The organism is Pseudomonas sp. IzPS59, assembly GCF_014863505.1.
Lineage (GTDB): Bacteria > Pseudomonadota > Gammaproteobacteria > Pseudomonadales > Pseudomonadaceae > Aquipseudomonas > Aquipseudomonas kribbensis.
The window spans coordinates 5,935,212-5,961,925 of the sequence record NZ_CP062251.1; the positions used below are offsets into that span (position 1 = coordinate 5,935,212).

The window sequence follows — 26,714 nt, forward strand, 5'->3', positions numbered from 1 at the left end:
CAAGCCATGAGAGCTGATCTGGAAATCATCCAGGAATGGATCCCCGCCGGCAGCCGCGTGCTCGACCTCGGTTGCGGTGACGGCGAGTTGCTGACCTGGCTGCGCGACCACAAGCAGGTCACCGGTTATGGCCTGGAAAACGACCCGGACAACATTGCCGAGTGCGTGGCCAAGGGCATCAACGTCATCGAGCAGGACCTGGACAAGGGGCTGGGCAACTTCGCCAGCAACAGCTTCGACGTGGTGGTGATGACCCAGGCCCTGCAGGCCGTGCACTACCCGGACAAGATCCTCGACGAAATGCTGCGGGTCGGTCGCCAGTGCATCATCACCTTCCCCAACTTCGGCCACTGGCGCTGCCGCTGGTATCTGGCGAGCAAGGGCCGGATGCCGGTGTCCGAGTTCCTGCCGTACACCTGGTACAACACGCCGAACATTCACTTCTGCACCTTCGAAGACTTTGAAGAACTTTGCCGCGAACGTGAGGCGAAGGTCATTGATCGGCTTGCCGTGGATCAACAGCACCGCCACGGGTGGGCCAGTAAGCTATGGCCTAATCTGTTAGGTGAGATCGGTATCTACCGCGTCAGCAGCCCGGGGCTGCAGGATCACAGAATCGCGGTCTGAACCACGACATTGCGAGGAGAACGAACATGGGACGCCTGATTACCACGCTATTGGCCGCCTGCCTGAGCCTGTCGGCCATGGCAGCTGATGCCATCAAGAGCGAGCGCCAGGAAACCTTCGGCGACGTGACGGTGCACTACAACACCTTCAACTCGACCTACCTGCAACCGGACATCGCCAAGGCTGCCGAGCTGATCCGCAGCAAGAATCAGGGCGTGATCAATGTCTCGGTGATCAAGGACGGCAAGCCGTTGATCGCCAATGTCACCGGCACGGTGAAAGATCTGACCAGCCAGACCGTGACCCTGAATTTCCGCCAGGTCACCGAACAGGGCGCGATCTATTACATCGCCCAGTACCCGGTGGAACAGCAGGAAACCCGCACCTTCGAAATCAAGGTGCAGAACGGTGACAAGATCAACACCATCAATTTCAACCAAGAGCTTTTCCCCGGCGAATGATGAACCTCAAGCAACTCGTACTGGCCAGCCATAACGCCGGCAAACTCAAGGAACTCCAGGCCATGCTCGGCGAGTCGGTGCAATTGCGCTCGATCGGCGAGTTCAGCAGCGTGGAGCCGGAAGAAACCGGTCTGTCGTTCGTCGAGAACGCGATCCTCAAGGCCCGCAATGCCGCGCGCATCTCCGGGCTGCCGGCGCTGGCTGACGATTCGGGTCTGGCGGTGGACTTCCTCGGCGGTGCGCCGGGCATCTACTCGGCGCGCTACGCCGACGGCAAGGGCGACGCGGCGAACAACGCCAAGCTGCTCGACGCCTTGAAGGACGTGCCTGAAGCCGAGCGCGGCGCACAGTTCGTCTGCGTGCTGGCGCTGGTGCGTCACGCCGACGATCCTCTGCCGATTCTGTGCGAAGGCCTGTGGCACGGGCGCATCCTGACCGCCGCCAGCGGCGAGCACGGTTTCGGCTACGACCCGTTGTTCTGGGTGCCGGAGCGTAACGTGTCCAGCGCCGAACTGAGCCCGAGCGACAAGAACCAGATCAGCCACCGCGCCCGTGCAATGGATCTGCTGCGCCAGCGTCTGGGCTTGAAATGACCGATAGCTCCTCCGCGTCGTCGCTGATCATCGGCGGCGCCGCCTCCTCGCCTCGGGCGCCGTTGCCGACGCTGCCGCCCCTGGCGCTGTACATCCACATCCCGTGGTGTGTGCGCAAATGTCCGTATTGCGACTTCAACTCCCACACCGCCAGCCCGGTGCTGCCGGAACAGGAATATGTCGATGCGCTGCTTGCCGACCTCGATCAGGATCTGCACGCGGTCTACGGCCGTGAGTTGAGTTCGATCTTCTTTGGCGGTGGCACGCCGAGCCTGTTCAGTGCCGAAGCCCTTGGGCGCTTGCTGGAAGGCGTGAAACAACGCATCCCGTTTGCCGATGACATCGAAATCACCCTGGAAGCCAACCCCGGGACCTTCGAGCAAGCGAAGTTCGTCGCCTACCGCAAACTGGGGATCAATCGCCTGTCGATCGGTATCCAGAGCTTCCAGCAGGAAAAGCTCAAGGCCCTGGGCCGCATCCACAACGGCGACGAAGCGGTGCGTGCCGCCGGCATGGCGCGCCAGGCCGGGTTCGATAACTTCAACCTCGACCTGATGCACGGCCTGCCGGACCAGTCGCTGGATGATGCCTTGAGCGATCTGCGCCAGGCGATCGAACTGAAGCCGACGCACATTTCCTGGTATCAGCTCACGCTGGAGCCGAACACCGTGTTCTGGAACCAGCCGCCGGTGCTGCCGGAAGACGACACGTTGTGGGACATTCAAGAAGCCGGGCAAGCGCTGCTGGCCGAACACGGTTACGCGCAGTACGAGGTTTCGGCCTATGCGCAACCCGGTCGCCCGGCGCGACATAACCTCAACTACTGGAGTTTCGGCGACTTCATCGGCATCGGCGCCGGCGCTCACGGCAAGCTCAGCCATCCGGACGGGCGCATCGTGCGCACCTGGAAGACGCGCTTGCCGAAGGACTACCTCAACCCGGCCAAAAGCTTCCAGGCCGGCGAGAAAGCCCTGACCAACGACGAGATGCCCTTCGAGTTCCTGATGAATGCCCTGCGTCTGACCGCCGGCGTCGAATCACGCCTGTATCCCGAGCGCACCGGCCTGCCGCTGGAAAGCCTCGACGAACACCGGCGCGAGGCCGAACAAAGCGGTCTGTTGCAGGTCGAACCGTCACGTCTGGCGGCCACCGAGCGCGGACAACTCTTTCTCAACGATTTGCTGCAGAAATTTCTGAGCTGAATGGCTCCCGGGGAAACCGCATGGATTTGATACTCGACCTGCTCGCCACTGTCTCCCGCTGGAGCCGCAGCAACCTCTCGGAAATCGCCCTGGCCCTGGTGGGCTGCCTGCTGGTGTTGTTCGGCGCCGACTTCAAAGGCTGGGTCGAGCAACGCCTGGGCAGCATCGCCGGCGCCCTGCGCGTCCCGCTGATGGCCCTGCTGTGCATGGTCGGCAGCGGCGCGGCGCTGATCTACGCCACGCCGTGGGTGGTGAAGGGGCTGAGCCAGTTCAACAACTACAGCCTGGCGCCGGTGTTGTTGGTGGTGCTGGTTTTGATCGGCGTAGTCGCCGACCGACGCTGAACACAGACAGGGAAGTTCATGAGCAAGAAACTGCTGGACGAAACAAGCAAATTTCTCAGCTTCGTGCTGCGTCATGAGCCACAGGCGATCGGCCTGACGCTGGATTCCGAAGGCTGGGCGAACATCGACGCCTTGATCGGTGGCGCGGCGGGGGACGGTAGAACGCTGGATCGCGCGCTAATCGAAAACGTCGTGGCGAGCAGCGACAAGAAGCGCTTTTCGATCTCCGCCGACGGTCAGTCGATTCGTGCGGTTCAGGGACACTCGACGAAAAGCGTGGAGCTGCAGTTCGAAGAAAAGCAGCCTCCAGAAACGCTATATCACGGCACCGCGACGCGCTTCATGGACTCGATCAACGAGCAGGGATTGATCCCGGGATCACGCCATCACGTGCATCTGTCCCAGGAAACTGCTACCGCCTCGGCGGTTGGGCAACGTTACGGAACGGTGGTGATTCTGAAGGTTGCAGCGCGGCAGATGCAGGAACAGGGTTTCAAGTTCTATCAGGCCGAGAATGGTGTCTGGCTGACAGAGCGGGTTCCGGCGGATTTTCTTTCTACGGTGTAATGTCCGAGTACTGCTAAAACAACTGTGGGAGCCAATGGCTCCCACAGTTTTATTGCGTGATGCTTAAGCGAGCTTTTCGAACTTCAGATCCCACACGCCATGCCCAAGACGTTCGCCGCGGCGTTCGAACTTGGTGATCGGGCGCTCGGCCGGGCGTGGCACGCACTTGCCGTCTTCGGCGAGGTTGCGATAGCCCGGGGCGACGTTCATCACTTCCAGCATGTATTCGGCATACGGTTCCCAGTCGGTGGCCATGTGCAGAATGCCGCCGACTTTCAGCTTGCTGCGCACCAGTTCAGCGAAGGACGCTTGAACGATGCGGCGCTTATGGTGGCGGCTCTTGTGCCACGGGTCCGGGAAGAACAGCATCAGGCGATCGAGGCTGTTGTCGGCGATGCAGCGGTTGAGCACTTCGATCGCGTCGCAATCGTAGACCCGCAGGTTGGTCAGGCCCTGAGTCAGCACGCCGTTGAGCAGCGCGCCGACACCCGGACGGTGAACCTCGACACCGATGAAATCCTGTTCCGGCGCAGCGGCTGCCATTTCCAGCAGCGAGTGGCCCATGCCGAAACCGATCTCCAGCGAACGCGGCGCGGAACGGCCGAACACCTGATCGTAATCCACCGGCGCATCGGCCAGCGGCAGGACGAACTTCGGCGCGCCCTGATCCAGGCCGCGTTGCTGGCCTTCGGTCATGCGCCCGGCGCGCATCACGAAACTCTTGATGCGGCGGTGTTGGCGCTCGTCGCCTTCTTCCGTCTGGATTGGCGTGTCGTTCGATTCAGTCATCAATAGCTCTTACTTGATCAGACCATCCAGCGGCGAAGAGGCGCTGGCATAGAGTTTTTTCGGCATGCGGCCGGCGAGGTAGGCCAGGCGGCCCGCGACGATCGCGTGTTTCATGGCTTCAGCCATCATGATCGGCTGCTGGGCGTGGGCGATGGCCGAGTTCATCAGCACGGCGTCACAGCCCAGCTCCATGGAGATGGTGGCGTCGGAAGCGGTGCCGACACCGGCATCCACCAGCACCGGGATCTTGGCTTCTTCAAGGATGATCTGCAGGTTGTACGGGTTGCAGATCCCCAGGCCCGAGCCGATCAGGCCGGCCAGCGGCATCACCGCGATGCAGCCGATTTCCGCCAGTTGCCGGGCGATGATCGGGTCATCACTGGTGTAAACCATCACGTCGAAACCTTCCTTGACCAGCACTTCGGCGGCCTTGAGGGTTTCGATCACGTTGGGGAACAGGGTTTTCTGGTCGGCCAGCACTTCCAGCTTCACCAGGTTGTGGCCATCGAGCAGCTCACGGGCCAGGCGGCAGGTGCGCACGGCTTCGATCGCGTCGTAGCAGCCAGCGGTGTTCGGCAGGAAGGTGTAGCGATCCGGCGACAGCACTTCGAGCAGGTTCGGCTCGCCTTCGATCTGGCCCAGGTTGGTGCGGCGCACGGCGAAGGTGACGATCTCGGCACCCGAGGCTTCGATGGCCAGGCGGGTTTCTTCCATGTCACGGTACTTGCCGGTACCGACCAGCAAACGCGACTGGTAAGTACGACCGGCCAGAACGAAAGGCTTGTCGCTACGAACGATGCTCATGGGAAATCCTCTGTTGGGGTGAGGGTCTTGCAGAATTCTCGGCCCATCCAGGCCTGGCGACTAGCCGCCGCCGATGGCGTGCACCACTTCGACGTTGTCGCCGTCGTTGAGCGTGGTGTCGGCATGCTGGCTGCGCGGGACGATATCCAGATTGAGCTCGACCGCGACGCGGCGTCCGGTCAGGTCCAGACGGGTCAGCAGGGCCGCAACGGTTTCACCGTCGGGCAGTTCAAAGGATTCACCGTTCAACTGAATGCGCATGCGCAACGCCGCCATCACTTTTTAGGGGGTGGCATTCTAGCCCGATCATGACCTAAAGGTCAGCACCAAGCGTCAAGCGGTTGGCTGCAGGCGCCAGGCGGCGAGTCCGAGGCACAGCCAGCCGATCAGGAACGCCAGGCCACCGAACGGGGTGATGATGCCGAGCTTGCCGATGCCGATGGTGGTCAGCAGGTACAGACTGCCGGAGAACAGCAGGATGCCGATGCTGAACGAGATGCCGGCCCAGGCGACCAGACGCCCCTGAAGCTGCGTGGCCAGCAGCGCCACGCCGAACAGCGCCAGCGCGTGCACCAGTTGATAGGTGACACCCGTGTGGAAGATCGCGAGGTACTCGGGGGTCAGACGGTTTTTCAGGCCATGAGCGGCGAATGCGCCAAGGCCGACACCGGTGAAACCAAAGAAGGCAGCCAGCATCAGAAAGCTACGCAGCATGTAGAACTCCACTCAGACTCGATCGGCAGGGTCTGTATAATGGCCCGCTCAACCGGTTCGGCCAAGCCATCTCTATGCTGCGTTTATTTCTCCGTCGCTTCACGAAGGCCCTGCTCTGGTTCGCGGGCGGCAGCGTATTGCTGGTGTTAATGTTTCGTTTCGTGCCGCCGCCGGGCACGGCGCTGATGCTCGAGCGCAAGATCGAATCCTGGGTCGACGGCGAGCCGATCGATCTGCAACGCACCTGGAAGCCGTGGGACGAGATCTCCGATGACCTGAAGGTCGCGGTGATTGCCGGCGAAGACCAGAAATTCCCCGAGCACTGGGGTTTTGACCTGAGTGCCATCAAGGCCGCACTGGCCCACAACGAACTCGGCGGTTCGATTCGCGGTGCCAGCACGCTGAGCCAGCAAGTGTCGAAGAACCTGTTTCTGTGGTCCGGCCGCAGTTATCTGCGCAAAGGACTGGAAGCGTGGTTTACCGCGCTGATCGAAGTGTTCTGGCCCAAGCAGCGGATTCTTGAGGTGTACCTGAACAGTGTCGAGTGGGATGACGGCGTGTTTGGCGCTGAAGCGGCGGCACGGCATCACTTCGGCGTTGCCGCCAAGTCATTGTCCCGCCAGCAGGCGAGCTATCTGGCAGCCGTGCTGCCCAATCCCCGGGTCTGGAGTGCCAGTCACCCGACTTCTTATGTTTCACGGCGGGCCGGATGGATTCGCCAGCAGATGAGTCAGCTGGGCGGCGATAGCTATCTGCTGACACTCGATGATTCACGTCGCGCACCCTGGGCCCAATGACTTTTTGAAGCGCACACAAAAACGCCCCGATCATCACTGATCGGGGCGTTTTTTATTGCCGGACTACCGGTTACGCGGCAATCGACAACTTGAGCTTGTTCATCGCGCTCTTCTCGAGCTGACGGATCCGCTCGGCCGACACGTTGTACTTCTGCGCCAAGTCGTGCAGCGTGGCTTTCTCTTCTGCCAGCCAGCGCTGGTAGAGGATGTCGCGGCTGCGCTCGTCCAGCACTTCCAGTGCTTCGTGCAGATTGTGATTGGAGTTGTCGCTCCAGTCGGCATCTTCCAGCTGACGCGCCGGGTCGTACCGGTGGTCTTCCAGGTAGTTGGCCGGCGACTGGAAAGCACTGTCGTCGTCCGCTTCGGCGGCCGGGTCGAAGGCCATGTCATGGCCGGTCAGGCGACTTTCCATCTCACGCACTTCACGGGGCTCGACACCGAGGCTCTCCGCCACACGATGGACTTCCTCGTTGTTCAGCCAGGCCAGACGCTTCTTCTGGCTGCGCAGGTTGAAGAACAGCTTGCGCTGGGCCTTGGTGGTCGCGACTTTCACGATCCGCCAGTTGCGCAGGATGAATTCGTGAATCTCGGCCTTGATCCAGTGCACCGCGAAGGACACCAGACGCACGCCCATTTCCGGGTTGAAACGCTTCACGGCCTTCATCAGGCCGACGTTGCCTTCCTGGATCAGGTCAGCCTGAGCCAGACCGTAGCCGGAATAGCTACGGGCAATGTGTACGACAAATCGCAGGTGGGCGAGCACCATCTGCCGAGCCGCCCCAAGATCCTGCTCATAGTAGAGACTCTCGGCCAGTTCACGCTCCTGCTCCGGCGTCAGCAATGGAATGCTGTTGACGGTGTGCACATAGGCTTCCAGGTTTGCGCCCGGAACCAATGCATACGCAGGTTGCAAAGAATTGGTCATACGAAAAAACCTCCGACTTACATACTCGCGCCTTTCGGCACTGCGAAAAATTGACCGGGAACTCAGGTACAAGTTCCCAAAAAACCGCAAGGTCAATCACGCGCAAAAAAGATTCTACTTCGGCGCCAGCTCCCTGAGATGACGTGCGACTGCAATCCATGCACCGATATAACCCAACAGCACCGCGCCAAGCAAGAGCGACAGACCGTCGGCAACTGGCACTCCGGCCAGTGCGAAATCACTGCCGTACAAGCCGGCCAGCCCGACCACCGCATCGTTCAGCCAGTTCAGGCCGAACGCCAGCACACCCCAGGACAGCAGCCCCGCACCGAAGCCATACAACGCGCCCATATAAAGGAAGGGACGACGCACATAGCTGTCGGTGCCGCCGACGAGTTTAATCACTTCTATCTCTGTGCGGCGGTTTTCAATATGAAGACGAATGGTATTGCCTATCACCAAAAGTAATGCGGAAACCAGCAACACCGTCAGACCGAAGACAAAGCGGTCGCCGAGCTTGAGGATGGCGGCCAGACGCTCGACCCAGACTAGATCAAGTTGCGCCTGTTGTACCTTGGGCAGCTCGGAAAGTTTTTGTCTTAATGCTTCCAGGGTCGGCTTGTCGACCTCGTTCGGCGTGACCAGCACCACGCCCGGCAGCGGGTTTTCCGGCAGCTCGCGCAGGGCTTCGCCCAGTCCGGACTGCTGCTGGAACTCTTCCAGCGCCTGATCGCGGCCGACATATTCAGCATCAGCTACGCCCGGCATGCCCTTGATCTGATCCCGCAGCTTCTCGCCCTGAGCCGGACTGGCTTCAAGCTCCAGATACAGCGAGATCTGCGCCGCACGCTGCCACGAACCGCCCAGACGCTCGACGTTGTTCAGCAACAACGACAGGCCCATCGGCAGGCTCAGTGCAACTGCCATCACCATGCAGGTGAAAAAACTGCCGATCGGCTGCTTGCCTAGACGACGCAGGCTGTCCAGCAGGCTGGCACGATGGCTTTCGATCCAGGCGTGGAACAGCGTGGCGAAGTCCGGACCATCGTCCTCATCGTGCTTTTTCTTCTTTGGCGGCTGCGGATCGGCGGCCTTCGGGGCCACGCGCTCGGAAACCTTCGGACTACGTGTTGCACTCATTCGCCAGCCTCCCCGTCGCCGATCAATCGGCCGCGCTGCAGGGTCAGCATGCGATGGCGCATGCGCGCAATCAGGGCCAGGTCGTGACTGGCGATCAGCACGCTGGTGCCCAGACGGTTGATGTCTTCGAAAACCCCCATGATCTCGGCCGCCAGACGCGGGTCGAGGTTACCGGTCGGTTCGTCCGCCAGCAGCAGGGCCGGGCGGTGCACGATGGCGCGGGCGATGCCGACGCGCTGTTGCTGACCGGTGGACAGGTCGCCGGGGTACAGATCGGTCTTGTCCGAGAGCGCCACGCGCTCCAGTGCCGAATCGACGCGCTTGGCGATTTCCGCCTTGGACAACCCGAGGATCTGCAACGGCAGTGCGACGTTGTTGAACACCGTGCGATCGAACAACAGTTGATGGTTCTGGAACACCACACCGATCTGCCGACGCAGGAACGGAATCTGCGCATTGCTGATGGTGCTCAGGTCTTGCCCGGCCAGCAGCAGCTTGCCGCTGGTCGGACGCTCCATCGCCAGCAGCAGGCGTAACAACGTGGATTTACCGGCACCGGAGTGGCCGGTGACAAACAGGAACTCGCCGCGACGGACTCGAAAGCTCAGCTCATGCAAGCCGACGTGACCGTTCGGGTAGCGCTTACCGACCTGTTCGAAACGAATCATGAACGCTCCCGCTCGGCAAACAATGCCTGGACAAAGGGTTCGGCTTCAAAGGTACGCAGATCGTCGATGCCTTCACCGACGCCGATGTAGCGGATCGGCAGGCCGAATTGCTTGGCCAGGGCGAAAATCACCCCGCCCTTGGCGGTGCCGTCTAGCTTGGTCAGCGCCAGGCCGGTCAGCTCGACGGTCTGGTTGAATTGCTTGGCCTGGTTGATGGCGTTCTGGCCAGTACCGGCGTCGAGCACCAGCAGCACTTCGTGCGGCGCATCGGCGTCGAGCTTGCCGATCACCCGGCGAACCTTTTTCAGCTCTTCCATCAGGTTGTCTTTGGTGTGCAGGCGGCCGGCGGTGTCGGCGATCAGCACATCGATGCCACGGGCCTTGGCGGCCTGCACGGCGTCGAAGATCACCGAGGCCGAGTCCGCGCCAGTGTGCTGGGCGATCACCGGAATCTTGTTGCGCTCGCCCCAGACCTGCAATTGCTCGACAGCGGCGGCACGGAAGGTGTCACCGGCGGCGAGCATGACTTTCTTGCCTTCCAGTTGCAGCTTCTTCGCCAGCTTGCCGATGGTGGTGGTTTTGCCGGCGCCGTTGACGCCAACCACGAGGATCACGAACGGCTTGTTCTGCGAAGCAATCTTCAGCGGCTGCTCGACCGGTTTGAGCATCGCGGCCAGTTCGGCCTGCAGGGATTTGTACAGTGCGTCGGAATCGGCCAGCTCTTTGCGGGCGACCTTCTGGGTCAGACGCTGAATGATCACCGAAGTCGCCTCGACGCCGACGTCGGCGGTCAGCAGTCGGGTTTCGAGGTCGTCGAGCAGATCATCATCGATGGCCTTCTTGCCGAGGAACAGGCTGGCCATGCCCTCGCCGATGCTGGCGCTGGTCTTCGACAGGCCTTGCTTGAGGCGGGCGAAGAAGCCGGCCTTGGTTTCTTCGGTGCGCGGAGCCTCCACCGGAGTTTCGACGACCGCGACAGGCGCTGCGACGACCGGTGCAGGTGCAGGTGCAGGTGCAGGTGCAGGTGCAGGTGCAGGTGCAGGTGCAGGTGCAGGTGCAGGCTCGGGCGCAGTGACAATCGGTGCAACCGGCGCAGCGACCACCGGCTCGGGAATGACAGGTGCAGGTTCGGCCACCGGCGCATGAACAGGCTCGGGAGTGAACGCAACCGGTGCCGGAATCGGCGGCGTGACGTGCGGCGCAGCCTCTTCAACCAGTGCCACCGGCTCTTCCGCCACCGGCAAGGTCAGCCACGGCTGGGCAGCCGGGGTCAGCGGCAGCTCAGCGGCAGCCGGCGCTTCAGGCTCGACTTCGGCCACCGGTTGCAATACCGGCTCGGCAATCGGCAGCACAACCGGGGCCGGCACTTCTTCTATGACAGGTGCTGGTGCCGGGGCAGGCTCAGGAATGGCTGTCGGCTGTTCGACGACGGGTTCCTGCGGCTTTTTGCGCAGCCATCCGAACAGGCTTTTCTTCTCGCCAGCCGCAGCTGGGGTCTTCTTGTCGTCGTTGGAACCAAACATGGAGGACGGCTATCTCACGGTAGCGACGCGCCACAGGGGCGCCCCGGCAAATAAATATTCGATGCAGAACAGACTGTGTTTCACCCAGCTTGTTCACGCGCAACATTTTGTCGAGGCGCCAAAAGCACCTCAAAGGTCTGTAAATACGAAGGACTGGAACAGCATCGTCGGCGAAAACGCAGAGTTTAGCTGACAAACTCAAAGCTTCTGCCGGTAACCCGTACAACCTATAGACCGATCAGTGGCCTGATAGGCGTGGCCGCCAGTAAAACGGATCAGTATCCTAGCACCTCCTCGCCCGCCTAGGCTAAGACCAAGCGGGCAGCCGAACAGGTTTAAAAACGAATGAATGCTCTAGCCCGCCGCGCCGCTGGCCTGCTGCTCAGCACAGTCTGCCTGCCACTTTCGGCCCTGGCGGCCGACCCGCAACCGACCCACGAATTCACCCTCGACAACGGTCTGAAAGTCGTCGTGCGCGAAGACCATCGCGCGCCAGTGGTGGTGTCGCAGGTCTGGTACAAGGTCGGTTCCAGCTACGAAACCCCGGGCCAGACCGGTCTGTCCCACGCCCTCGAGCACATGATGTTCAAGGGCAGCGAGAAAGTCGGCCCCGGCGAAGCCTCGTTGATCCTGCGTGACCTCGGCGCCGAAGAGAACGCCTTCACCAGCGATGACTTCACCGCCTATTACCAGGTGCTGGCCCGCGACCGACTGGGCGTAGCCTTCGAACTGGAAGCCGACCGCATGGCCAATCTGCGCCTGCCGGCCGACGAGTTCGCCAAGGAAATCGAAGTCATCAAGGAAGAGCGCCGCCTGCGCACCGACGACAAGCCGATGTCCAAGGCCTACGAGCGCTACAAGGCCATGGCCTACCCGGCCAGCGGTTATCACACGCCGACCATCGGCTGGATGGCCGACCTCGACCGGATGAAGGTCGAAGAACTGCGCCACTGGTATCAGTCCTGGTATGTGCCGAACAACGCCACGCTGGTGGTGGTCGGTGACGTGACCCCGGACGAGGTGAAAACCCTCGCCCAGCGCTACTTCGGTCCGATCCCTAAACGCGATGTGCCACCGGCGAAGCAGCCCCTGGAACTGGCCGAACCCGGCGAACGCCAGATCACCCTGCATGTGCAGACCCAATTGCCCAGCCTGATGCTCGGTTTCAACGTGCCGAGCCTGGCCACCGCCGAAGACAAGCGCTCGATCAACGCCTTGCGCCTGATCTCGGCGCTGCTGGATGGCGGCTACAGCGGGCGCATCCCGACCCAGCTGGAGCGCGGTGAAGAGCTGGTGTCCGGCGGTTCGTCGAGCTACGACGCCTATACTCGCGGCGACAGCCTGTTCACCCTGTCGGCCACGCCGAACACCCAGAAGAAAAAGACCATGGCCCAGGCTGAAGCCGGCCTGTGGAAACTGCTGGAACAGCTGAAAACCACCGCACCGTCCGCTGAAGAGCTGGAGCGCGTGCGGGCGCAAGTCATCGCCGGCCTGGTTTTCGAACGCGATTCGATCACCAGCCAGGCCACCGCCATCGGCCAACTGGAGACCGTCGGTCTGTCGTGGAAGCTGATGGACACCGAACTGGCCGATCTGGAAAGCGTCACCCCGCAAGACATCCAGAACGCCGCCAAGCTGTATTTCACCCGCGAACGTCTCAGCATCGCCCACGTCCTGCCACTGGAGACGACTCATGAGTGAGCGCAAAACCCCACGCCTGCTGCTCGGCCTGATCGCCGTGGCAGTCATTGGCTCCGCCGCGCTGTATCTGGTGCCGAGCGACAACAGCAAGGCCAGCGAAGCGCTGGATAACGCCAAGTCCAGCCAGAAGCTGCAATCGCTGGCCGAACTCGACGGCAAGGCCCCGGCCAGCCGCAAGCTCGACGTGCAGACCTGGAACACTGCCGAAGGCGCCAAGGTACTGTTCGTCGAGGCTCGCGAACTGCCGATGTTCGATATGCGCCTGATCTTCTCCGCCGGCAGCAGCCAGGACGGCAACGCGCCGGGCCTGGCCCTGCTGACCAACGCCATGCTCAACGAAGGCGTGGCGGGCAAGGATGTCGGCGCCATCGCCCAGGGCTTCGAAGGCCTGGGCGCGGATTTCGGCAACGGCGCCTACAAGGACATGGCCATCGTTTCATTGCGCAGCCTGAGTGCCGCCGACAAACGTGAGCCGGCACTGAAACTGTTCTCGGAAGTGATCGGCAAACCAACCTTCCCCGCCGACTCCTTCGCACGCATCAAGAACCAGATGCTCGCCGGTTTCGAGTACCAGAAACAGAACCCCGGCAAACTCGCCAGCCTGGAATTGATGAAGCGTCTGTACGGCGATCACCCGTACGCGCACTCCAGCGATGGCAGCGCGCAAAGCGTGCCGAAGATCACCCTGGCGCAACTGCGTGAGTTCCATGCCAAGGCGTATGCCGCCGGCAACGTGGTGATTGCGCTGGTCGGCGACCTGTCCCGCAGCGAAGCCGAGGCGATTGCCAATCAGGTCTCCGCCGCCCTGCCGAAAGGCCCGGCGCTGGCGAAGATTGCCCAGCCGCAGGAGCCGAAGGCCAGTGTCGGCCACATCGAGTTCCCGTCGAAGCAGACCAACCTGATGCTCGCGCAACTGGGCATCGACCGTGACAACCCTGACTACGCTGCACTGTCGATGGGCAACCAGATCCTTGGTGGCGGTGGCTTCGGCACCCGTTTGATGAGCGAAGTCCGCGAGAAACGTGGCCTGGCCTACGGCGTGTATTCGGCATTCAGCCCGATGCAGGCACGCGGCCCGTTCATGATCAATCTGCAGACCCGCGCGGAAATGAGCGAAGGCACCCTGAAACTGGTGCAGGACGTGCTCGCCGACTACCTGAAGACCGGCCCGACCCAGAAAGAACTCGACGACGCCAAGCGCGAACTGGCCGGCAGTTTCCCGCTGTCCACCGCGAGCAACGCCGATATCGTCGGTCAGCTCGGTGCCATGGGCTTCTACAATCTGCCGCTGAGCTATCTGGACGACTTCATGCGTCAGTCCCAGAGCCTGACCGTCGAGCAGGTCCGCGACGCCCTGAACAAACACTTGAGCACGGACAAAATGGTCATCGTCAGCGCTGGCCCGACCGTGCCGCAAAAGCCGTTACCGGCCCCATCTGATAAACCTGCCGAGCAGCCGCTCGGGGTTCCGGAGCATTAATGGCCAGTCCAAAGAAACCTGTACAAAAACTGCACAACGGTGTGAACCAGTTGCGCATCATCGGCGGCGAGTGGCGCAGCCGAAAGCTGAGCTTTCCGGACGCGCCAGGCTTGCGTCCGACGCCGGACCGGGTGCGCGAAACCCTGTTCAACTGGCTGGCGCCGTACGTTGCCGGGGCCAAGGTGCTCGATCCGTTCGCCGGCAGCGGCGCGCTGTTTCTGGAAGCATTGTCCCGTGGCGCGTCCATGGGCCAGGCGCTGGATGCCAGCCACGTCGCGGTCTCGAGCCTGAAAGAACACCTCGGCACCCTGCGCTGCACCAACGGCCAGGTGCAGACCGCTGATGCGTTGCGCTATCTGGAAACCCAGACCGCGACCGCTTTCGACCTGGTGTTCCTCGACCCGCCGTTCAACCAGAACCTGCTGCCCGCCGTGTGCACGCTGCTGGAAGAGCGCCAATGGCTGGCCGATGATTCGTGGATCTACACTGAAAGCGAAACCGCGCCATCGACCCTCGGCCTGCCAGGCAACTGGCGCCTGCACCGTGAGCAGAAATCCGGGCGGGTGTACTACGCGTTGTGGCAACGTATGGCAGTGATCGCCGGTTAACCGACCGGCCTGAAAAAGCGGCGAGTCTCAGCCGAGGCTCGCTGCGCTGCATCGAGAGCAATCGTGTCCCCTTCGTCAAAACCGTTCATCCCCGCCTTCGGCCTCGGCAATCCGCACCTGCAAACCTTGTGGGGGCCGCTGTGGCGCAAGACCGTACACCTTGATCGCCAGCGCGAACGCCTGTGGCTGGAGGATGGCGATTTCCTCGACCTCGACTGGCATGGCCCGCACAGCGCCGAGGCGCCTCTGGTGCTGGTTCTGCATGGGCTGACCGGCTCTTCCAACTCGCCTTACGTCGCCGGGATCCAGGCAGCGCTCGCAGCCCAAGGCTGGGCCAGTGTCGCGCTGAACTGGCGCGGTTGCTCGGGCGAGCCGAACCTGTTGGCGCGCAGTTACCATTCCGGCGCCAGCGAAGACCTTGCCGAAACCATCCGCCATCTGAAAGCCAAGCGGCCATTGGCGCCGCTGTATGCGGTCGGCTACTCCCTCGGCGGCAACGTATTGCTCAAGCATCTGGGGGAAACCGGCAGTGCCAGCGGCGTGCTCGGCGCAGTGGCGGTTTCGGTGCCGTTTCGACTGGATCAATGCGCCGACCGTATCGGCCAGGGGTTTTCGAAGGTCTATCAGGCGCACTTCATGCGTGAAATGGTCGCCTACATCAAGAACAAGCAGCGCCAGTTCCAGCACGACGGGCGCGAGGATGGTCTTGCCGCACTGGCCGCCCTCGGCTCGCTGGACAACATGCGCACGTTCTGGGATTTCGATGGCCGGGTGACCGCGCCGCTGCACGGTTTTGCCGATGCCGAGGATTACTATCGCCGGGCATCAAGCCGCTACTTTCTGGGCGAGATCCGCACGCCGACCCTGATCATTCAGGCGGCGGACGACCCGTTCGTGTTTCCCCACAGCCTGCCTTCGGCCAGTGAGCTGTCGAGTTCGACCGCATTCGAATTGCAGGCCCGGGGTGGGCATGTCGGTTTCGTCGACGGCTCATTCCGCCAACCGGGTTATTACCTGGAACGGCGCATTCCCCAGTGGCTGGCCGAAACGGGGCGCGGGTGAAGTCATGAGCGATCAGGGCGAGTCGATCCGTTTCTGGCAAACCGCGCCGCTGGCCGGCGTCGAGCTGCTCTCGGCGCGTTACATCGAGCACCGCTTCGCCCCGCACGTCCACGACGGCTACGTGATCGGCATGATCATGGCCGGCGCCCAGCGCTACCGTTATCGCGGTGCCGAACACCTCGCTGGCAGCGGCACGCTGGTGCTGATCAACCCGGATGAATTGCACACAGGCCACAAAGGCACCGAGGACGGCTGGCTGTACCGGGCGTTTTATCCGGACACCGACAAGATTGTCTCGCTGCTCGAAGAACTGGAACTGCCGACCGCGCCCATGCCGGCCTTTGGCGCGACGCTGTATCGGGACCCGGATCTGGTCAACGGCTTCAGCCAGTTGCACCGCTTGCTGGAAAGCCCCGCCACCGCGCTGCAACAGCAGACGGTGTGGCGCGAAATGATGATGCTGCTATTGCAACGTCACGCGGCGGTGCAGATCAACGGCAAACCCGGAAAAGAACACCGTGCGGTGGTGATGGCCAAGGAGTTGCTGCACACCCAACTGGCGGCGCCACCCTCGCTGGAGGAACTGGCAGCGGCCGTGAACCTGTCGCCTTTCCACTTCGCCCGGGTGTTCCGCCGCGCCACCGGCATGCCACCGCACACCTGGCTGATGCAACAGCGGATTGCCTGCGCGCGGGGCTTGTTGCAGAGCGGCTGCCTGCCGGTGGAAGTCGCCACGCAACTGGGCTTTGCCGACCAGAGTCATCTGAGCCGGCAGTTCAAACAGGTTTACGGCGTGGGGCCAGCGGCCTATCGCAGTGCGCGACTGGACCGCTGAACGCGCTTACTCACCCGTGGCAACACCATGCGAAGGCTCGTTGATCCACTCGCTCCACGATCCGGCATACAGCGTACCCAACGGATAACCCGCCAGGCACAGGGCGAACAGGTTATGGCACGCCGTCACCCCGGAGCCGCAATACGCCACCAGATCGTTCGGCGAACGCTCGCCGAGTTTCGCGGCAAAGCGCAGCTTGAGTTGATCCGCCGGCAGGAAACGTCCATCGCTGTCCAGATTCTCGGTAAACGCCGCACATTGCGCGCCGGGAATGTGCCCGGCAATCGGGTCGATCGGCTCCACCTCACCCTTGAAACGCGGCAAGGCCCGGGCATCGAGCAGAGTCAGGGCCGGTTGGCCGAGGCGCTGCTGCAATTGCTCGGCGCTGAGCAGCAAATGCTTGTCCGGCTGACCGCTGAACGTCCCGCGCGCCACCGAAGGCGCATCCAGGCTCAGCGGCAGGCCGGCCGCATGCCAGGCCTTGAGCCCGCCATCGAGAATGAACACGCCGTCGCGCTTGCCCAGCCATGCCAGCAACCACCAGGCACGCGCCGCGTAGGCACCGGGGCCGTCGTCATACAGAACCACGTCGCTGTCGTTGTTGATACCGAAGGCTTGCAGGCGCTCGATCAACGCCGCCGGCTCCGGCAACGGATGACGTCCGGTCACGCCCTTGGTCACCGGCCCGCTCAGGTCGCGCTCAAGATCGGCAAAACTCGCCCCGGCAATGTGCCCTTCGGCATAGCTGCGCTGGCCGTAATCCGGGTCTTCGAGGGCAAAACGGCAATCGAGAATCACCAGCCCCGGTTGCTCCTTGCGGGCATCCAGCGTGGTCGGGCTGATCAGTTGCGCAATCGGCATAGCGAACGACTCCTGTGAGCGGATGGGTCAGGACCTTTCTTCGAGGGCCTGGGCCAACGGTACGTAGAATTCTTCGAACAGTGCATTGACCTCATCGCGGGCCTGCTCGGTGACAAATCCCGCTTCCAGCACCAGCACCTGATACACGCCACGTTTAATGGCCTGTTCGCTGAGGTGGTTGGAATTTTCCCGGGTGGTACACAGAAAGCGTACCCAGGAGGTGAGGATGATCCACGCGTTGAGGGTCAGGGATTCGATCTGCACCCGGTCCATTTTCAGAATGCCGGCGGCGACGAAACCTTCATAGATCGCCGCACCCTGAATCACGCAGCGCTGGGAAAAGCGCCGGTAACGTGCGGCCAGGTCCGGGTCGCTGTCGAGCAGGTGCTCGAGATCCCGGTGCAGAAAGCGGTAGCGCCACATCGCCGACAGCAGTTCCTTGAGATAGAAGCGCTTGTCTTCGACCGTCGCCGCACGCCCCTGAGGCGGGCGCAGGAAGCTGTCCACAAGGCTTTCGTACTCACTGAACAACACGGCGATGATCGCCTGCTTGTTGGGGAAGTGGTAGTACAGGTTGCCCGGAGAAATCTCCATGTGGGCCGCGATGTGATTGGTGCTGATGCTGCGCTCGCCCTGCTGATTGAACAGCTCGAGGCTGTTCTGCACGATGCGCTCGCTGGTTTTGATCCGTGGGGCCATGGCTTGAGCTTTAATTCAGAGTGCGTTGGGGGGCATCTTACGACCTAACCGGAACGGGATAAAACCATGATGCCCAAGGAAGTCATTTGACTTTCTAGAGCATAGACTCTAGAAAGTTCCTCACGACAACAAATCCGGAGCCGACAATGACCGCCGATATTGCCTACCTGCAATCGTTGCAACAGCCGCTGGAAGAGCTCAACCGGTTGTTCAACGCGCAGCGCGCCGCCTACGCCGCCAACCCGATGCCACCTGCCGCCCAGCGTCAGCAGTGGCTCAAGGCCTTGCGCGATCTGCTGAGCAGCGAACGGCAGGCATTGATCGAGGCGATCAGTTCGGATTTCAGCCACCGCAGCGCCGATGAAACCCTGCTCGCCGAGTTGATGCCCAGCCTGCACGGCATTCATTACGCCAACCGGCATATCAGCCAGTGGATGAAGCCTTCGCGGCGCAAGGTCGGCGTCGCGTTCCAGCCAGCGTCGGCGAAAGTCGTGTATCAGCCACTGGGCGTGGTCGGCGTGATCGTGCCGTGGAACTACCCGTTGTTCCTGGCCATGGGCCCGCTGACCGGCGCGCTCGCAGCGGGCAACCGGGTGATGCTCAAGCTCAGCGAATCGACCCCGGCCACCGGCCTGCTGCTCAAGGAATTGCTGGCGCGGATTTTCCCCGAAGACCTGGTGTGCGTGGTGCTCGGCGAGGCCGATGTCGGTGTGGCGTTCTCGAAACTGCGCTTCGATCACCTGCTGTTCACCGGCGCCACCAGCATCGGCAAGCATGTGATGCGCGCAGCGGCGGAAAACCTCACGCCAGTGACCCTGGAGCTGGGCGGTAAATCCCCGGCCATCGTCTCCCACGACGTGCCGCTCAAGGACGCCGCCGAACGCATCGCCTTCGGCAAGACCCTCAACGCCGGACAGACCTGCGTAGCGCCGGATTACGTATTGGTGCCGGAAGAACGGGTCGGCGGTTTCGTCGAAGCCTATCGCCAGGCCGTGCGCGGGTTTTATCCGACACTCGCCGACAACCCGGACTACACCGCGATCATCAACGAACGCCAACTGGCGCGACTCAACAGTTACCTCAGCGACGCCACCAGCAAGGGCGCGCTGCTGATTCCGCTGTTCGAGCAGGGCCAGGGCCGACGCATGCCGCACAGCCTGCTGCTGAATGTCAGCGACGAGATGACGGTGATGCAGGACGAAATCTTCGGCCCGCTGTTGCCGATCGTGCCGTACCGGGACCTGGATCAGGCATTTGCTTACATCAATCAGCGCCCACGTCCTCTGGCTCTTTACTACTTCGGCTACGACAAACGCGAACAGAACCGCGTGCTCCACGAAACCCACTCCGGTGGCGTCTGCCTCAACGACACGCTGCTGCATGTGGCCCAGGACGATATGCCGTTCGGCGGTATCGGGCCGTCGGGAATGGGGCATTACCACGGGCACGAAGGTTTTCTGACCTTCAGCAAGGCCAAGGGTGTGCTGGTTAAACAGCGCTTCAACGCGGCGAAGCTGATCTATCCGCCGTACGGCAAATCCATTCAGAAACTGATCCAGAAACTGTTCATTCGCTAACGTCACCGCCGGGTAATAACAACAATGCACCCAAGCCTGACCGAAACACCTGCCCTCTCACGCCGTGGCCTGCTGAAATTCAGCCTCGGCGCCACGGCTTTCCTCGCCACTGCCGGCCTCGGCGCCAGCCTCAGCGGATGTTCGTCGAGTGTATCGGCCAACGGATTCGCCACATTGCGCAGCGGTGACCTGCTGTTTCTGCGCGCGCTGATTCCGGTAATGCTCGATGGCGCCGTCGTGGTGGAAAAGATGCCCGCCGCTGTCGACGGAACCCTGAAGTCCCTGGACTACAGCCTCGATCACCTGTCGCCGGAAATGCTCAAGCTCACCAGGCAACTGTTCGACGTGCTGGGCATGGCCGTGACCAGGGGACCGCTGACCGGAATCTGGGGCAGTTGGGAGAACGCCAGCCCCGAGGCGATCCGCCACTTTCTCGAACGCTGGGAAAACAGTTCATTGAGCCTGCTGCGCATGGGCCACAGCTCCCTGCAGCAAATGGTGATGATGGCCTGGTACACCCGCGCCGAATCCTGGGCCCACTGCGGTTATCCCGGCCCGCCCACGGTTTAAGACCTGCGACGCCTCCGAACAATAATAAGAGAGCCTGATTGATGCCCGTACCCGACCCGTTTCGCGAAGGCCTTGCCCGTGGCTGGAAAACCTACAACGGCGCGCAATTGACCGATGACCTGACCCTGGAAACCGACGTGGCCATCATCGGCAGCGGTGCCGGCGGCGGCACCACGGCGGAAATCCTCAGCGCCGCCGGCTACAAGGTGCTGCTGATCGAAGAAGGCCCGCTCAAGACCAGCAGCGACTTCAAGATGCTGGAAGACAAGGCCTACAGCAGCCTCTATCAGGAAGGCATCGGCCGCATGAGCAAGGACGGCGCGATCACCATCCTTCAGGGTCGTGCGGTCGGCGGCACCACCCTGATCAACTGGACCTCGAGTTTTCGCACCCCCGAACCGACCCTCGAACACTGGGCCAAGGAACACAACGTCAAAGGTCACAGCCCTGTCGACATGGCACCGTGGTTCGAAAAAATGGAGCAACGCCTCGGCGTCGCCCCGTGGATGGTGCCGCCCAACGCCAACAACGACGTAATCCGCAAAGGCTGCGAACAACTCGGCTACAGCTGGCACGTGATCCCGCGCAACGTGCGCGGCTGCTGGAACCTCGGCTACTGCGGCATGGGCTGCCCGACCAATGCCAAGCAATCGATGATGGTCACGACCATTCCGGCGACCCTGGAAAAGGGCGGCGAGCTGCTCTATCTGGCCCGCGCCGAAAAACTGCTGATCAACGGCGACAAGGTCACCGGCCTGCAATGCGTGGCGATGGACGAACGCTGCGTCGAGCCGACCGGGCGCAAGATCACGGTCAAGGCCCGCCATTACGTGCTGGCCGGCGGCGGCATCAACAGCCCTGCCCTGCTGCTGCGCTCGGACGCGCCGGATCCGCATCAACGCCTCGGCAAACGCACCTTTTTGCACCCGGTGAACATGTCCGCCGGGCGCTTCGACGAGGTCATCAACCCGTTTTACGGAGCGCCGCAGTCGATCTACTCCGACCATTTCCAGTGGAAGGACGGCACCACCGGGCCGATGGCCTTCAAACTCGAAGTGCCGCCGTTGCACCCGGCGCTGGCCGCTACCTTGCTCGGCGGATTCGGCCAGGAAAACGCGCAGCACATGGCGGATCTTCCGCACACCCACGCCATGCTGGCGTTGTTGCGTGACGGCTTTCATCAGGACAGCCAGGGCGGCAGTGTCGAATTGCGCGGAGATGGTTCGCCGGTACTCGACTACCAGGTATCGTCCTACGCCTGGGACGGTTTGCGCCGGGCCTTCCACGTCATGGCCGAGATCCAGTTCGCCGGCGGCGCCAAAGCGGTGATGCCGATGCACGCCGATGCGCGTTATGTGAACAGCCTGGCCGAGGCGCGCAAAATGATCGACGGCTTGAGCCTTGAGCTGTACCGCACCCGCCTGGGCAGCGCCCACGTCATGGGCGGTTGCGCAATGGGCGAAGACCCGAAAACCGCCGTCACCGACAGCCTTGGCCGCCATCATCAGCTGCGCAATCTGTCGATTCACGACGGCTCGCTGTTCCCCACCAGCATCGGCGCCAACCCGCAGTTGTCGGTGTATGGTCTGACGGCGCAACTGGCGACATCCCTCGCCGAACGGCTGAAAACCCCGTGAAAAAGCCGAAGATTCGTACCGTCCATAGTGCTTTCTTACCCAAAAGGCGACTTGGCCGACCGGGACGGCTGCGATACCATCCGACTCCCCAACGGATTCCCGCCAGGACGACGCGATGAACCGAGTGTTGTACCCAGGTACCTTCGACCCTATTACCAAGGGCCATGGCGATCTGGTCGAACGCGCCTCGCGCCTGTTCGACCATGTGATCATCGCCGTCGCCGCCAGCCCCAAGAAGAATCCGCTGTTCCCGCTGGAACAACGGGTCGAGCTGGCCCGCGAGGTCACCAAACACCTGCCCAACGTGGAAGTGGTCGGCTTCTCGACGCTGCTGGCGCATTTCGCCAAGGAGCAGAACGCCAATGTGTTCCTGCGTGGTTTGCGCGCGGTGTCGGACTTCGAATACGAATTCCAGCTGGCCAACATGAACCGCCAGCTGGCGCCGGATGTGGAGAGCCTGTTTCTCACCCCGTCCGAGCGTTATTCGTTCATTTCCTCGACACTGGTGCGGGAAATTGCAGCCCTGGGCGGCGATATCAGCAAGTTCGTCCACCCGGCCGTGGCTGACGCCCTGACCCTGCGCTTCAAGAAGTAACGACCGTTCAAACGGCGCCCGCGTGCACTGCGGGCGCCAATGCGGCACAATTGCGCGCATTGATTCATAGCGCCCGGGCTCCCCGCCCCGGCTGGAGTTAGCATGTCCCTGATCATCACCGACGATTGCATCAACTGCGACGTCTGCGAACCTGAGTGCCCGAACGCCGCCATTTCCCAGGGCGAAGAGATCTACGTGATCGACCCGAACCTGTGCACCCAGTGCGTCGGCCATTACGACGAACCGCAGTGCCAGCAGGTCTGCCCGGTGGATTGCATTCCACTGGACGAAGCCCATCCGGAGACTGAAGAACAGTTGATGGAGAAGTACCGCAAGATTACCGGCAAGGCTTGAGTCGCTGACCGCGATCGCAGCGCCAGGCTGCGATCGCGTCATTCACGCTGCTCGAATCCTTCCCCGGTACAGCCCAGGCAACGCACGAACGCCGCTTTTGCCGGTGCCACCACCAACGCCTCCCCCGCATCGCCGACACCGCCACCCAGCGCGGTAAACGGCAACGACACCACAAACACGCCTGCACCGATCACTGTCGCCGCCACCAGCAAGGGGCGGGCAATCAGCAGATCGCCGATCATGGCGTAGGCCGGTGGATTCTGGATGGCGTATCGCGGATCACCGCTGCCGCCTTCCGTGGCCTGAACGGTCAGGCTGGAACACAGCAGCAGTGCGAGGAGCAGGGCTTGCGAGGACTTCATGGCACGATCCTTCGGGCTGAACAGTGAGACAACTCACTATAGACCGTAGGACTTTTTCAGCTTTTCGTCAGGTCTGGCAGCGCGGGCAGAAAACGCTGGCCCGCTGGCCCAGCTTCACTTCCCGCAGGCCCGTGCCGCAGACCTTGCAGTGTTCGCCACCGCGGCCGTAGACAAACAGCTCCTGCTGGAAATACCCCGGCTGTCCGTCGCCACCGATGAAGTCGCGCAACGTGGTGCCGCCGCGCTCGATGGCGGCGGCGAGGATGCGTTTGATCTCGATCGCCAGCTTCAGATAACGCGCCCGGGAAATGCCCTTGGCTTCGCGGCGCGGATCGATGCCGGCGGCGAACAGCGCTTCGGTCGCGTAAATATTGCCGACCCCCACCACCACCGCGTTGTCCATGATCAACGGTTTGACCGCCATCGACCGTCCGCGTGACAGCTGAAACAAACGCTCGCCATCGAACAGATCGGTCAACGGCTCCGGCCCCAGACGAATCAGCAATTCGTGATTGAGCGGGTCGTTGCTCCAGAGCATCGCGCCGAAACGTCGCGGATCGGTGTAGCGCAGGGCCAGGCCCGACTCCAGTTCGATATCCACATGCTCATGCTTGGCCGCCGGCATCCCGACCTCGACCAATCGCAAATTGCCCGACATGCCCAAGTGACTGATCAGCGTACCGACTTCGGCGTTGATCAGCAGGTACTTGGCGCGTCGCTCGACCAGCACGATGCGCTGGCCGGACAGGCGCACATCGAGGTCTTCGGGAATCGGCCAGCGCAGCCGCCGGTCACGCACGATCACCCGGCTGACGCGCTGGCCTTCCAGGTGCGGGGCGATGCCGCGGCGGGTGGTTTCGACTTCCGGCAATTCAGGCATGGGGGTCTCGAATCTTGAGTGTCTTGATCAGTGAGCGCCGAGTTCGCGGATCGTCTGCTTCAGGGTTTCGAAGTCGTAATCCGAGAGACCGATGTATTCCAGCACCAGCGGCCCGACCGCCTGCCACTCGAAGTCTTCGCTCTGGTTGCCCAGCACCCGGTACGACGCGCAGATGTGCTCGGCCATTTTCAGGATCGCCAGCAGGTTTTTCATCTGGCTGTTGCGCGAAGTCTCGTCGCTGAAGATCGCCATGGCGTTGTGGTGGTTGGCGATGGCCGCACTGACGTGCTCCGGCAAGCGCCAGGACTTGGCGGTGTAGTAACCGACCACCGAGTGATTGGTGTTGTAGACATCGTTCTCGGTGTCCACGACCCGGCGTTCGGCACTCGCGTTGGCGTAGGCCCTTTCGAGCGTCGTCATGTAATCCGGGAAACGCTGAAGCATCAGCGGCACGCCGCAGTCATGGAACAGGCCCAAGGCGTAGGCCTCGTCGCTCGCCTCGGTGCCGACGCGCTTGGCCAGGGTCAGGCAGGTCATGGCCACGTCCTGGGCGGTGTCCCAGAAACGGTTGAGCGTGACGATGGTGTCGTCGTTCATCTCGCCCTTGATCGACTGCGCGTTGATCAGGTTGATGATCGAGCGGCTGCCCAGCAGGTTCACCGCGCGCTTGATCGAGGTGATCTTGTTGCTCAGGCCGTAATACGGCGAATTGACGATTTTCAGCAACGAACCGGACAGGCCGGGATCCTGGGAGATCAGCTTGGCGATCGTCTCCAGGTCCGGGTCGGGCATGTACTGCTCCATTTGCAGATCCACCATGATCTGCGGTTGCGCCGGCACGCTGATGCCTTGCAGGGACTGTTGAATCTGTTCGGTGGTCAGCTCTTGGGACATAAGTACATACTCTTGGACAGGCGGCGATTCTAACCCCTAAAAACCGACGAACGACACATCGGGGGCAGATCGGCGGAAACTTTCATTCAAGACCATGGACAGAATTCTGCCTTCGTCCGTTTGCGCGCCGCGCTTGTGCGCCACATGTCCAGCACCGAACCCGCGTGCTTCGCAACACGGTATACTCCCGCTCTTTTTTCCGGAGCGACGTCATGTCCCTGCCTAGCTTGCGCCTCAAAGCCAACGCCGACCGTCGCCTGCGCGCCGGCCACCTGTGGGTCTACAGCAACGAAATCGACGTGGCCGCCACCCCGTTGCACGGCTTCAAGGCCGGCGACCAGGCCATCCTCGAAGCCGCCGGCGGCAAGCCGCTGGGCATCGTGGCCATGAGCCCGAACAACCTGATCTGCGCTCGCCTGCTGTCGCGCGACATCAAGCTGCCGCTGGACAAGTCGCTGCTGGTGCATCGCCTGAACGTGGCGCTTTCCCTGCGTCAGCGCCTGTTCGACAAACCGTTCTATCGCCTGGTCTACGGCGACTCCGACCTGCTGCCGGGTCTGGTGGTCGACCGTTTCGGCGACATCCTCGTGGTGCAGATCGCTTCCGCCACCATGGAAGCCCATAAAGATGATGTGATCGCGGCACTGACCCAGGTGCTCAAGCCGAGCGGCATCCTGTTCAAGAACGACTCCGCCGCCCGTGACGCCGAAGGTCTCGAGCGCTACACCGAAACCGTGTTCGGCCTGGTGCCGGAGTGGGTTGCTCTGGAAGAGAACGGCGTGAAATTCGAAGCCCCGGTAATCCAGGGTCAGAAGACCGGCTGGTTCTACGACCACCGCATGAACCGCGCTCGCCTGGCGCCTTACGCCAAAGGCAAACGCGTGCTGGACCTCTATAGCTACATCGGTGGCTGGGGTGTGCAGGCAGCCGCATTCGGCGCCAGCGAAGTGTTCTGCGTCGATGCCTCGGGCTTCGCCCTCGACGGCGTCGAGCGCAATGCCGCGCTGAACGGTTTCGCCGACAAGATGACCTGCATCGAAGGCGACGTCTTCGAAGCCCTGAAGGAACTCAAGGCCAGCGAAGAACGCTTCGACGTGATCGTGGCCGATCCGCCTGCGTTCATCAAACGCAAGAAGGACATGAAAAACGGTGAAGGCGCCTACCGTCGCCTGAACGAGCAAGCCATGCGCCTGCTCAACAAGGACGGCATCCTGGTCAGCGCTTCGTGCTCGATGCACCTGCCGGAAGACGATCTGCAGAACATCCTGCTGACCAGCGCCCGCCACCTGGACCGCAACATCCAGTTGCTGGAACGCGGCGGTCAGGGCCCGGATCACCCGGTGCACCCGGCCATTGCGGAAACCCGCTACATCAAGAGCATCACCTGCCGTCTGCTGCCGAACAGCTGACAGACGCACGGCATTGATGCTGTCGAAAGGGGAGCC

General features: G+C 62.2%; 31 protein-coding genes. 18 read left to right on the top strand and 13 right to left on the bottom strand.

From position 1 onward, the window contains the following. The first annotated feature begins 6 nt into the window (after positions 1-6). The 6 genes from metW to IF189_RS26725 are packed head-to-tail and all read left to right on the top strand — an operon-like array spanning position 7 to position 3,794. Positions 7-627 (top strand): methionine biosynthesis protein MetW, encoded by a 621-nt coding sequence (metW, locus tag IF189_RS26700; protein WP_096817600.1) that lies wholly within the window; start codon positions 7-9, stop codon positions 625-627. A gap of 26 nt (positions 628-653) precedes the next feature. Beyond that, complete coding sequence (locus tag IF189_RS26705) at positions 654-1,088, top strand: DUF4426 domain-containing protein (protein WP_085709066.1); 435 nt, start codon at positions 654-656, stop codon at positions 1,086-1,088. Beyond that, positions 1,085-1,681: an RdgB/HAM1 family non-canonical purine NTP pyrophosphatase gene (gene rdgB, locus IF189_RS26710; RefSeq protein ID WP_085709065.1), complete on the top strand. Its 597-nt coding sequence runs from the start codon at positions 1,085-1,087 to the stop codon at positions 1,679-1,681. The genes IF189_RS26705 and rdgB overlap by 4 nt, the downstream gene beginning before the upstream one ends. Next, a complete protein-coding gene (gene hemW, locus IF189_RS26715; RefSeq protein WP_134828401.1) occupies positions 1,678-2,883 on the top strand; it encodes a radical SAM family heme chaperone HemW in 1,206 nt (401 codons plus the stop codon). The genes rdgB and hemW overlap by 4 nt, the downstream gene beginning before the upstream one ends. A gap of 20 nt (positions 2,884-2,903) precedes the next feature. Further along, the gene (locus IF189_RS26720; RefSeq protein ID WP_085709063.1) at positions 2,904-3,227 is read left to right on the top strand and encodes a DUF3392 domain-containing protein; all 324 of its coding nucleotides are present in this window, start codon (positions 2,904-2,906) and stop codon (positions 3,225-3,227) included. Positions 3,228-3,245: 18 nt separating this feature from the next. Then, entirely contained in the window at positions 3,246-3,794 is a 549-nt protein-coding gene (locus tag IF189_RS26725; protein ID WP_134828402.1) for an RNA 2'-phosphotransferase, read from the top strand. Between the two features lie 63 nt (positions 3,795-3,857). On the opposite strand, the gene trmB is transcribed toward IF189_RS26725, so the two are convergent. From trmB to IF189_RS26745, 4 genes are all read right to left on the bottom strand, one after another. After that, complete coding sequence (trmB, locus tag IF189_RS26730) at positions 3,858-4,583, bottom strand: tRNA (guanosine(46)-N7)-methyltransferase TrmB (protein ID WP_085646976.1); 726 nt, start codon at positions 4,581-4,583, stop codon at positions 3,858-3,860. Between the two features lie 9 nt (positions 4,584-4,592). Then, positions 4,593-5,387: a thiazole synthase gene (locus IF189_RS26735; RefSeq protein ID WP_103385342.1), complete on the bottom strand. Its 795-nt coding sequence runs from the start codon at positions 5,385-5,387 to the stop codon at positions 4,593-4,595. A gap of 60 nt (positions 5,388-5,447) precedes the next feature. Further along, positions 5,448-5,648, bottom strand: coding sequence for a sulfur carrier protein ThiS (thiS, locus tag IF189_RS26740; RefSeq protein WP_007953386.1), 201 nt, complete (start codon positions 5,646-5,648; stop codon positions 5,448-5,450). Between the two features lie 72 nt (positions 5,649-5,720). After that, positions 5,721-6,101 (bottom strand): DUF423 domain-containing protein, encoded by a 381-nt coding sequence (locus IF189_RS26745; RefSeq protein ID WP_119427533.1) that lies wholly within the window; start codon positions 6,099-6,101, stop codon positions 5,721-5,723. A gap of 74 nt (positions 6,102-6,175) precedes the next feature. Between IF189_RS26745 and mtgA the strand changes: the two genes are divergently transcribed. Beyond that, entirely contained in the window at positions 6,176-6,898 is a 723-nt protein-coding gene (mtgA, locus tag IF189_RS26750; RefSeq protein WP_134828403.1) for a monofunctional biosynthetic peptidoglycan transglycosylase, read from the top strand. A 70-nt stretch (positions 6,899-6,968) separates the two neighbouring features. Here the strand turns inward: mtgA and rpoH are convergent, their stop codons facing one another. The 4 genes from rpoH to ftsY form a co-directional block, all read right to left on the bottom strand. Beyond that, positions 6,969-7,823 (bottom strand): RNA polymerase sigma factor RpoH, encoded by an 855-nt coding sequence (gene rpoH / locus IF189_RS26755; RefSeq protein WP_003229146.1) that lies wholly within the window; start codon positions 7,821-7,823, stop codon positions 6,969-6,971. A gap of 114 nt (positions 7,824-7,937) precedes the next feature. Then, entirely contained in the window at positions 7,938-8,963 is a 1,026-nt protein-coding gene (ftsX, locus tag IF189_RS26760; RefSeq protein WP_134828404.1) for a permease-like cell division protein FtsX, read from the bottom strand. After that, on the bottom strand, positions 8,960-9,631 hold the full coding sequence (gene ftsE, locus IF189_RS26765) for a cell division ATP-binding protein FtsE (RefSeq protein ID WP_008065082.1): 672 nt from the start codon (positions 9,629-9,631) through the stop codon (positions 8,960-8,962). The genes ftsX and ftsE overlap by 4 nt, the downstream gene beginning before the upstream one ends. Then, the gene (gene ftsY / locus IF189_RS26770) at positions 9,628-11,154 is read right to left on the bottom strand and encodes a signal recognition particle-docking protein FtsY (RefSeq protein WP_192552498.1); all 1,527 of its coding nucleotides are present in this window, start codon (positions 11,152-11,154) and stop codon (positions 9,628-9,630) included. Before ftsY ends, ftsE begins: the two co-directional genes overlap by 4 nt. 345 nt (positions 11,155-11,499) lie before the next feature. Here ftsY and IF189_RS26775 point away from each other — a divergent pair, with 345 nt between their 5' ends. The 5 genes from IF189_RS26775 to IF189_RS26795 all read left to right on the top strand — a co-directional run bounded on the left by IF189_RS26775 (position 11,500) and on the right by IF189_RS26795 (position 16,840). After that, a complete protein-coding gene (locus IF189_RS26775; RefSeq protein ID WP_085709057.1) occupies positions 11,500-12,855 on the top strand; it encodes a M16 family metallopeptidase in 1,356 nt (451 codons plus the stop codon). Next, positions 12,848-14,335 carry a M16 family metallopeptidase gene (locus IF189_RS26780; protein ID WP_134828407.1) on the top strand — a complete coding sequence of 496 codons (1,488 nt, stop codon included), beginning with the start codon at positions 12,848-12,850 and terminating at the stop codon, positions 14,333-14,335. The genes IF189_RS26775 and IF189_RS26780 overlap by 8 nt, the downstream gene beginning before the upstream one ends. Further along, on the top strand, positions 14,335-14,943 hold the full coding sequence (gene rsmD, locus IF189_RS26785) for a 16S rRNA (guanine(966)-N(2))-methyltransferase RsmD (protein WP_114886109.1): 609 nt from the start codon (positions 14,335-14,337) through the stop codon (positions 14,941-14,943). The genes IF189_RS26780 and rsmD overlap by 1 nt, the downstream gene beginning before the upstream one ends. A 63-nt stretch (positions 14,944-15,006) precedes the next feature. Continuing rightward, positions 15,007-16,005 (top strand): hydrolase, encoded by a 999-nt coding sequence (locus IF189_RS26790; RefSeq protein ID WP_192552499.1) that lies wholly within the window; start codon positions 15,007-15,009, stop codon positions 16,003-16,005. A gap of 4 nt (positions 16,006-16,009) precedes the next feature. After that, positions 16,010-16,840 (top strand): AraC family transcriptional regulator, encoded by an 831-nt coding sequence (locus IF189_RS26795; protein ID WP_192552500.1) that lies wholly within the window; start codon positions 16,010-16,012, stop codon positions 16,838-16,840. A 6-nt stretch (positions 16,841-16,846) separates the two neighbouring features. Here IF189_RS26795 and IF189_RS26800 read toward each other — a convergent pair whose 3' ends face one another. Then, positions 16,847-17,701 (bottom strand): sulfurtransferase, encoded by an 855-nt coding sequence (locus tag IF189_RS26800; protein ID WP_192552501.1) that lies wholly within the window; start codon positions 17,699-17,701, stop codon positions 16,847-16,849. Between the two features lie 27 nt (positions 17,702-17,728). After that, a complete protein-coding gene (locus IF189_RS26805; protein WP_065258928.1) occupies positions 17,729-18,400 on the bottom strand; it encodes a TetR/AcrR family transcriptional regulator in 672 nt (223 codons plus the stop codon). A 146-nt stretch (positions 18,401-18,546) separates the two neighbouring features. Here IF189_RS26805 and IF189_RS26810 point away from each other — a divergent pair, with 146 nt between their 5' ends. The 5 genes from IF189_RS26810 (at position 18,547) to IF189_RS26830 (ending at position 23,133) form a co-directional block, all read left to right on the top strand. Then, the gene (locus IF189_RS26810; protein WP_134828411.1) at positions 18,547-19,977 is read left to right on the top strand and encodes a coniferyl aldehyde dehydrogenase; all 1,431 of its coding nucleotides are present in this window, start codon (positions 18,547-18,549) and stop codon (positions 19,975-19,977) included. A 24-nt stretch (positions 19,978-20,001) separates the two neighbouring features. After that, positions 20,002-20,547 carry a twin-arginine translocation pathway signal protein gene (locus IF189_RS26815; RefSeq protein ID WP_192552502.1) on the top strand — a complete coding sequence of 182 codons (546 nt, stop codon included), beginning with the start codon at positions 20,002-20,004 and terminating at the stop codon, positions 20,545-20,547. 41 nt (positions 20,548-20,588) lie between these two features. Further along, the gene (locus tag IF189_RS26820) at positions 20,589-22,184 is read left to right on the top strand and encodes a GMC family oxidoreductase (RefSeq protein WP_192552503.1); all 1,596 of its coding nucleotides are present in this window, start codon (positions 20,589-20,591) and stop codon (positions 22,182-22,184) included. A gap of 115 nt (positions 22,185-22,299) precedes the next feature. After that, the gene (gene coaD / locus IF189_RS26825) at positions 22,300-22,779 is read left to right on the top strand and encodes a pantetheine-phosphate adenylyltransferase (RefSeq protein WP_003229157.1); all 480 of its coding nucleotides are present in this window, start codon (positions 22,300-22,302) and stop codon (positions 22,777-22,779) included. Positions 22,780-22,881: 102 nt separating this feature from the next. Then, on the top strand, positions 22,882-23,133 hold the full coding sequence (locus tag IF189_RS26830) for a YfhL family 4Fe-4S dicluster ferredoxin (protein ID WP_003195146.1): 252 nt from the start codon (positions 22,882-22,884) through the stop codon (positions 23,131-23,133). Between the two features lie 38 nt (positions 23,134-23,171). Here IF189_RS26830 and IF189_RS26835 read toward each other — a convergent pair whose 3' ends face one another. From IF189_RS26835 to IF189_RS26845, 3 genes are all read right to left on the bottom strand, one after another. Further along, the gene (locus IF189_RS26835) at positions 23,172-23,495 is read right to left on the bottom strand and encodes a multidrug transporter (protein WP_085731548.1); all 324 of its coding nucleotides are present in this window, start codon (positions 23,493-23,495) and stop codon (positions 23,172-23,174) included. A 67-nt stretch (positions 23,496-23,562) separates the two neighbouring features. Continuing rightward, positions 23,563-24,375: a bifunctional DNA-formamidopyrimidine glycosylase/DNA-(apurinic or apyrimidinic site) lyase gene (mutM, locus tag IF189_RS26840; protein WP_192552504.1), complete on the bottom strand. Its 813-nt coding sequence runs from the start codon at positions 24,373-24,375 to the stop codon at positions 23,563-23,565. 27 nt (positions 24,376-24,402) lie between these two features. Next, a complete protein-coding gene (locus tag IF189_RS26845; RefSeq protein ID WP_192553608.1) occupies positions 24,403-25,215 on the bottom strand; it encodes an HDOD domain-containing protein in 813 nt (270 codons plus the stop codon). 266 nt (positions 25,216-25,481) lie between these two features. Between IF189_RS26845 and IF189_RS26850 the strand changes: the two genes are divergently transcribed. Beyond that, the gene (locus tag IF189_RS26850) at positions 25,482-26,678 is read left to right on the top strand and encodes a class I SAM-dependent rRNA methyltransferase (protein ID WP_085709044.1); all 1,197 of its coding nucleotides are present in this window, start codon (positions 25,482-25,484) and stop codon (positions 26,676-26,678) included. Positions 26,679-26,714: the final 36 nt, after the last annotated feature.

What these genes read in the sequence shown, in the direction of transcription:
- hemW (WP_134828401.1), top strand. Translation starts at nt 1,678, where the DNA reads ATGACCGATAGCTCCTCCGCGTCGTCGCTGATCATCGGCGGCGCCGCC.
- IF189_RS26830 (WP_003195146.1), top strand. Translation starts at nt 22,882, where the DNA reads ATGTCCCTGATCATCACCGACGATTGCATCAACTGCGACGTCTGCGAA.
- rpoH (WP_003229146.1), bottom strand. Translation starts at nt 7,823, where the DNA reads ATGACCAATTCTTTGCAACCTGCGTATGCATTGGTTCCGGGCGCAAAC.
- IF189_RS26745 (WP_119427533.1), bottom strand. Translation starts at nt 6,101, where the DNA reads ATGCTGCGTAGCTTTCTGATGCTGGCTGCCTTCTTTGGTTTCACCGGT.
- IF189_RS26850 (WP_085709044.1), top strand. Translation starts at nt 25,482, where the DNA reads ATGTCCCTGCCTAGCTTGCGCCTCAAAGCCAACGCCGACCGTCGCCTG.
- IF189_RS26820 (WP_192552503.1), top strand. Translation starts at nt 20,589, where the DNA reads ATGCCCGTACCCGACCCGTTTCGCGAAGGCCTTGCCCGTGGCTGGAAA.
- IF189_RS26725 (WP_134828402.1), top strand. Translation starts at nt 3,246, where the DNA reads ATGAGCAAGAAACTGCTGGACGAAACAAGCAAATTTCTCAGCTTCGTG.
- trmB (WP_085646976.1), bottom strand. Translation starts at nt 4,583, where the DNA reads ATGACTGAATCGAACGACACGCCAATCCAGACGGAAGAAGGCGACGAG.
- IF189_RS26705 (WP_085709066.1), top strand. Translation starts at nt 654, where the DNA reads ATGGGACGCCTGATTACCACGCTATTGGCCGCCTGCCTGAGCCTGTCG.
- IF189_RS26805 (WP_065258928.1), bottom strand. Translation starts at nt 18,400, where the DNA reads ATGGCCCCACGGATCAAAACCAGCGAGCGCATCGTGCAGAACAGCCTC.
- mtgA (WP_134828403.1), top strand. Translation starts at nt 6,176, where the DNA reads ATGCTGCGTTTATTTCTCCGTCGCTTCACGAAGGCCCTGCTCTGGTTC.
- IF189_RS26810 (WP_134828411.1), top strand. Translation starts at nt 18,547, where the DNA reads ATGACCGCCGATATTGCCTACCTGCAATCGTTGCAACAGCCGCTGGAA.
- ftsE (WP_008065082.1), bottom strand. Translation starts at nt 9,631, where the DNA reads ATGATTCGTTTCGAACAGGTCGGTAAGCGCTACCCGAACGGTCACGTC.
- IF189_RS26775 (WP_085709057.1), top strand. Translation starts at nt 11,500, where the DNA reads ATGAATGCTCTAGCCCGCCGCGCCGCTGGCCTGCTGCTCAGCACAGTC.
- metW (WP_096817600.1), top strand. Translation starts at nt 7, where the DNA reads ATGAGAGCTGATCTGGAAATCATCCAGGAATGGATCCCCGCCGGCAGC.
- rsmD (WP_114886109.1), top strand. Translation starts at nt 14,335, where the DNA reads ATGGCCAGTCCAAAGAAACCTGTACAAAAACTGCACAACGGTGTGAAC.
- mutM (WP_192552504.1), bottom strand. Translation starts at nt 24,375, where the DNA reads ATGCCTGAATTGCCGGAAGTCGAAACCACCCGCCGCGGCATCGCCCCG.
- coaD (WP_003229157.1), top strand. Translation starts at nt 22,300, where the DNA reads ATGAACCGAGTGTTGTACCCAGGTACCTTCGACCCTATTACCAAGGGC.
- IF189_RS26780 (WP_134828407.1), top strand. Translation starts at nt 12,848, where the DNA reads ATGAGTGAGCGCAAAACCCCACGCCTGCTGCTCGGCCTGATCGCCGTG.
- IF189_RS26720 (WP_085709063.1), top strand. Translation starts at nt 2,904, where the DNA reads ATGGATTTGATACTCGACCTGCTCGCCACTGTCTCCCGCTGGAGCCGC.
- IF189_RS26835 (WP_085731548.1), bottom strand. Translation starts at nt 23,495, where the DNA reads ATGAAGTCCTCGCAAGCCCTGCTCCTCGCACTGCTGCTGTGTTCCAGC.
- ftsY (WP_192552498.1), bottom strand. Translation starts at nt 11,154, where the DNA reads ATGTTTGGTTCCAACGACGACAAGAAGACCCCAGCTGCGGCTGGCGAG.
- thiS (WP_007953386.1), bottom strand. Translation starts at nt 5,648, where the DNA reads ATGCGCATTCAGTTGAACGGTGAATCCTTTGAACTGCCCGACGGTGAA.
- IF189_RS26795 (WP_192552500.1), top strand. Translation starts at nt 16,010, where the DNA reads ATGAGCGATCAGGGCGAGTCGATCCGTTTCTGGCAAACCGCGCCGCTG.
- IF189_RS26800 (WP_192552501.1), bottom strand. Translation starts at nt 17,701, where the DNA reads ATGCCGATTGCGCAACTGATCAGCCCGACCACGCTGGATGCCCGCAAG.
- ftsX (WP_134828404.1), bottom strand. Translation starts at nt 8,963, where the DNA reads ATGAGTGCAACACGTAGTCCGAAGGTTTCCGAGCGCGTGGCCCCGAAG.
- rdgB (WP_085709065.1), top strand. Translation starts at nt 1,085, where the DNA reads ATGATGAACCTCAAGCAACTCGTACTGGCCAGCCATAACGCCGGCAAA.
- IF189_RS26735 (WP_103385342.1), bottom strand. Translation starts at nt 5,387, where the DNA reads ATGAGCATCGTTCGTAGCGACAAGCCTTTCGTTCTGGCCGGTCGTACT.
- IF189_RS26815 (WP_192552502.1), top strand. Translation starts at nt 20,002, where the DNA reads ATGCACCCAAGCCTGACCGAAACACCTGCCCTCTCACGCCGTGGCCTG.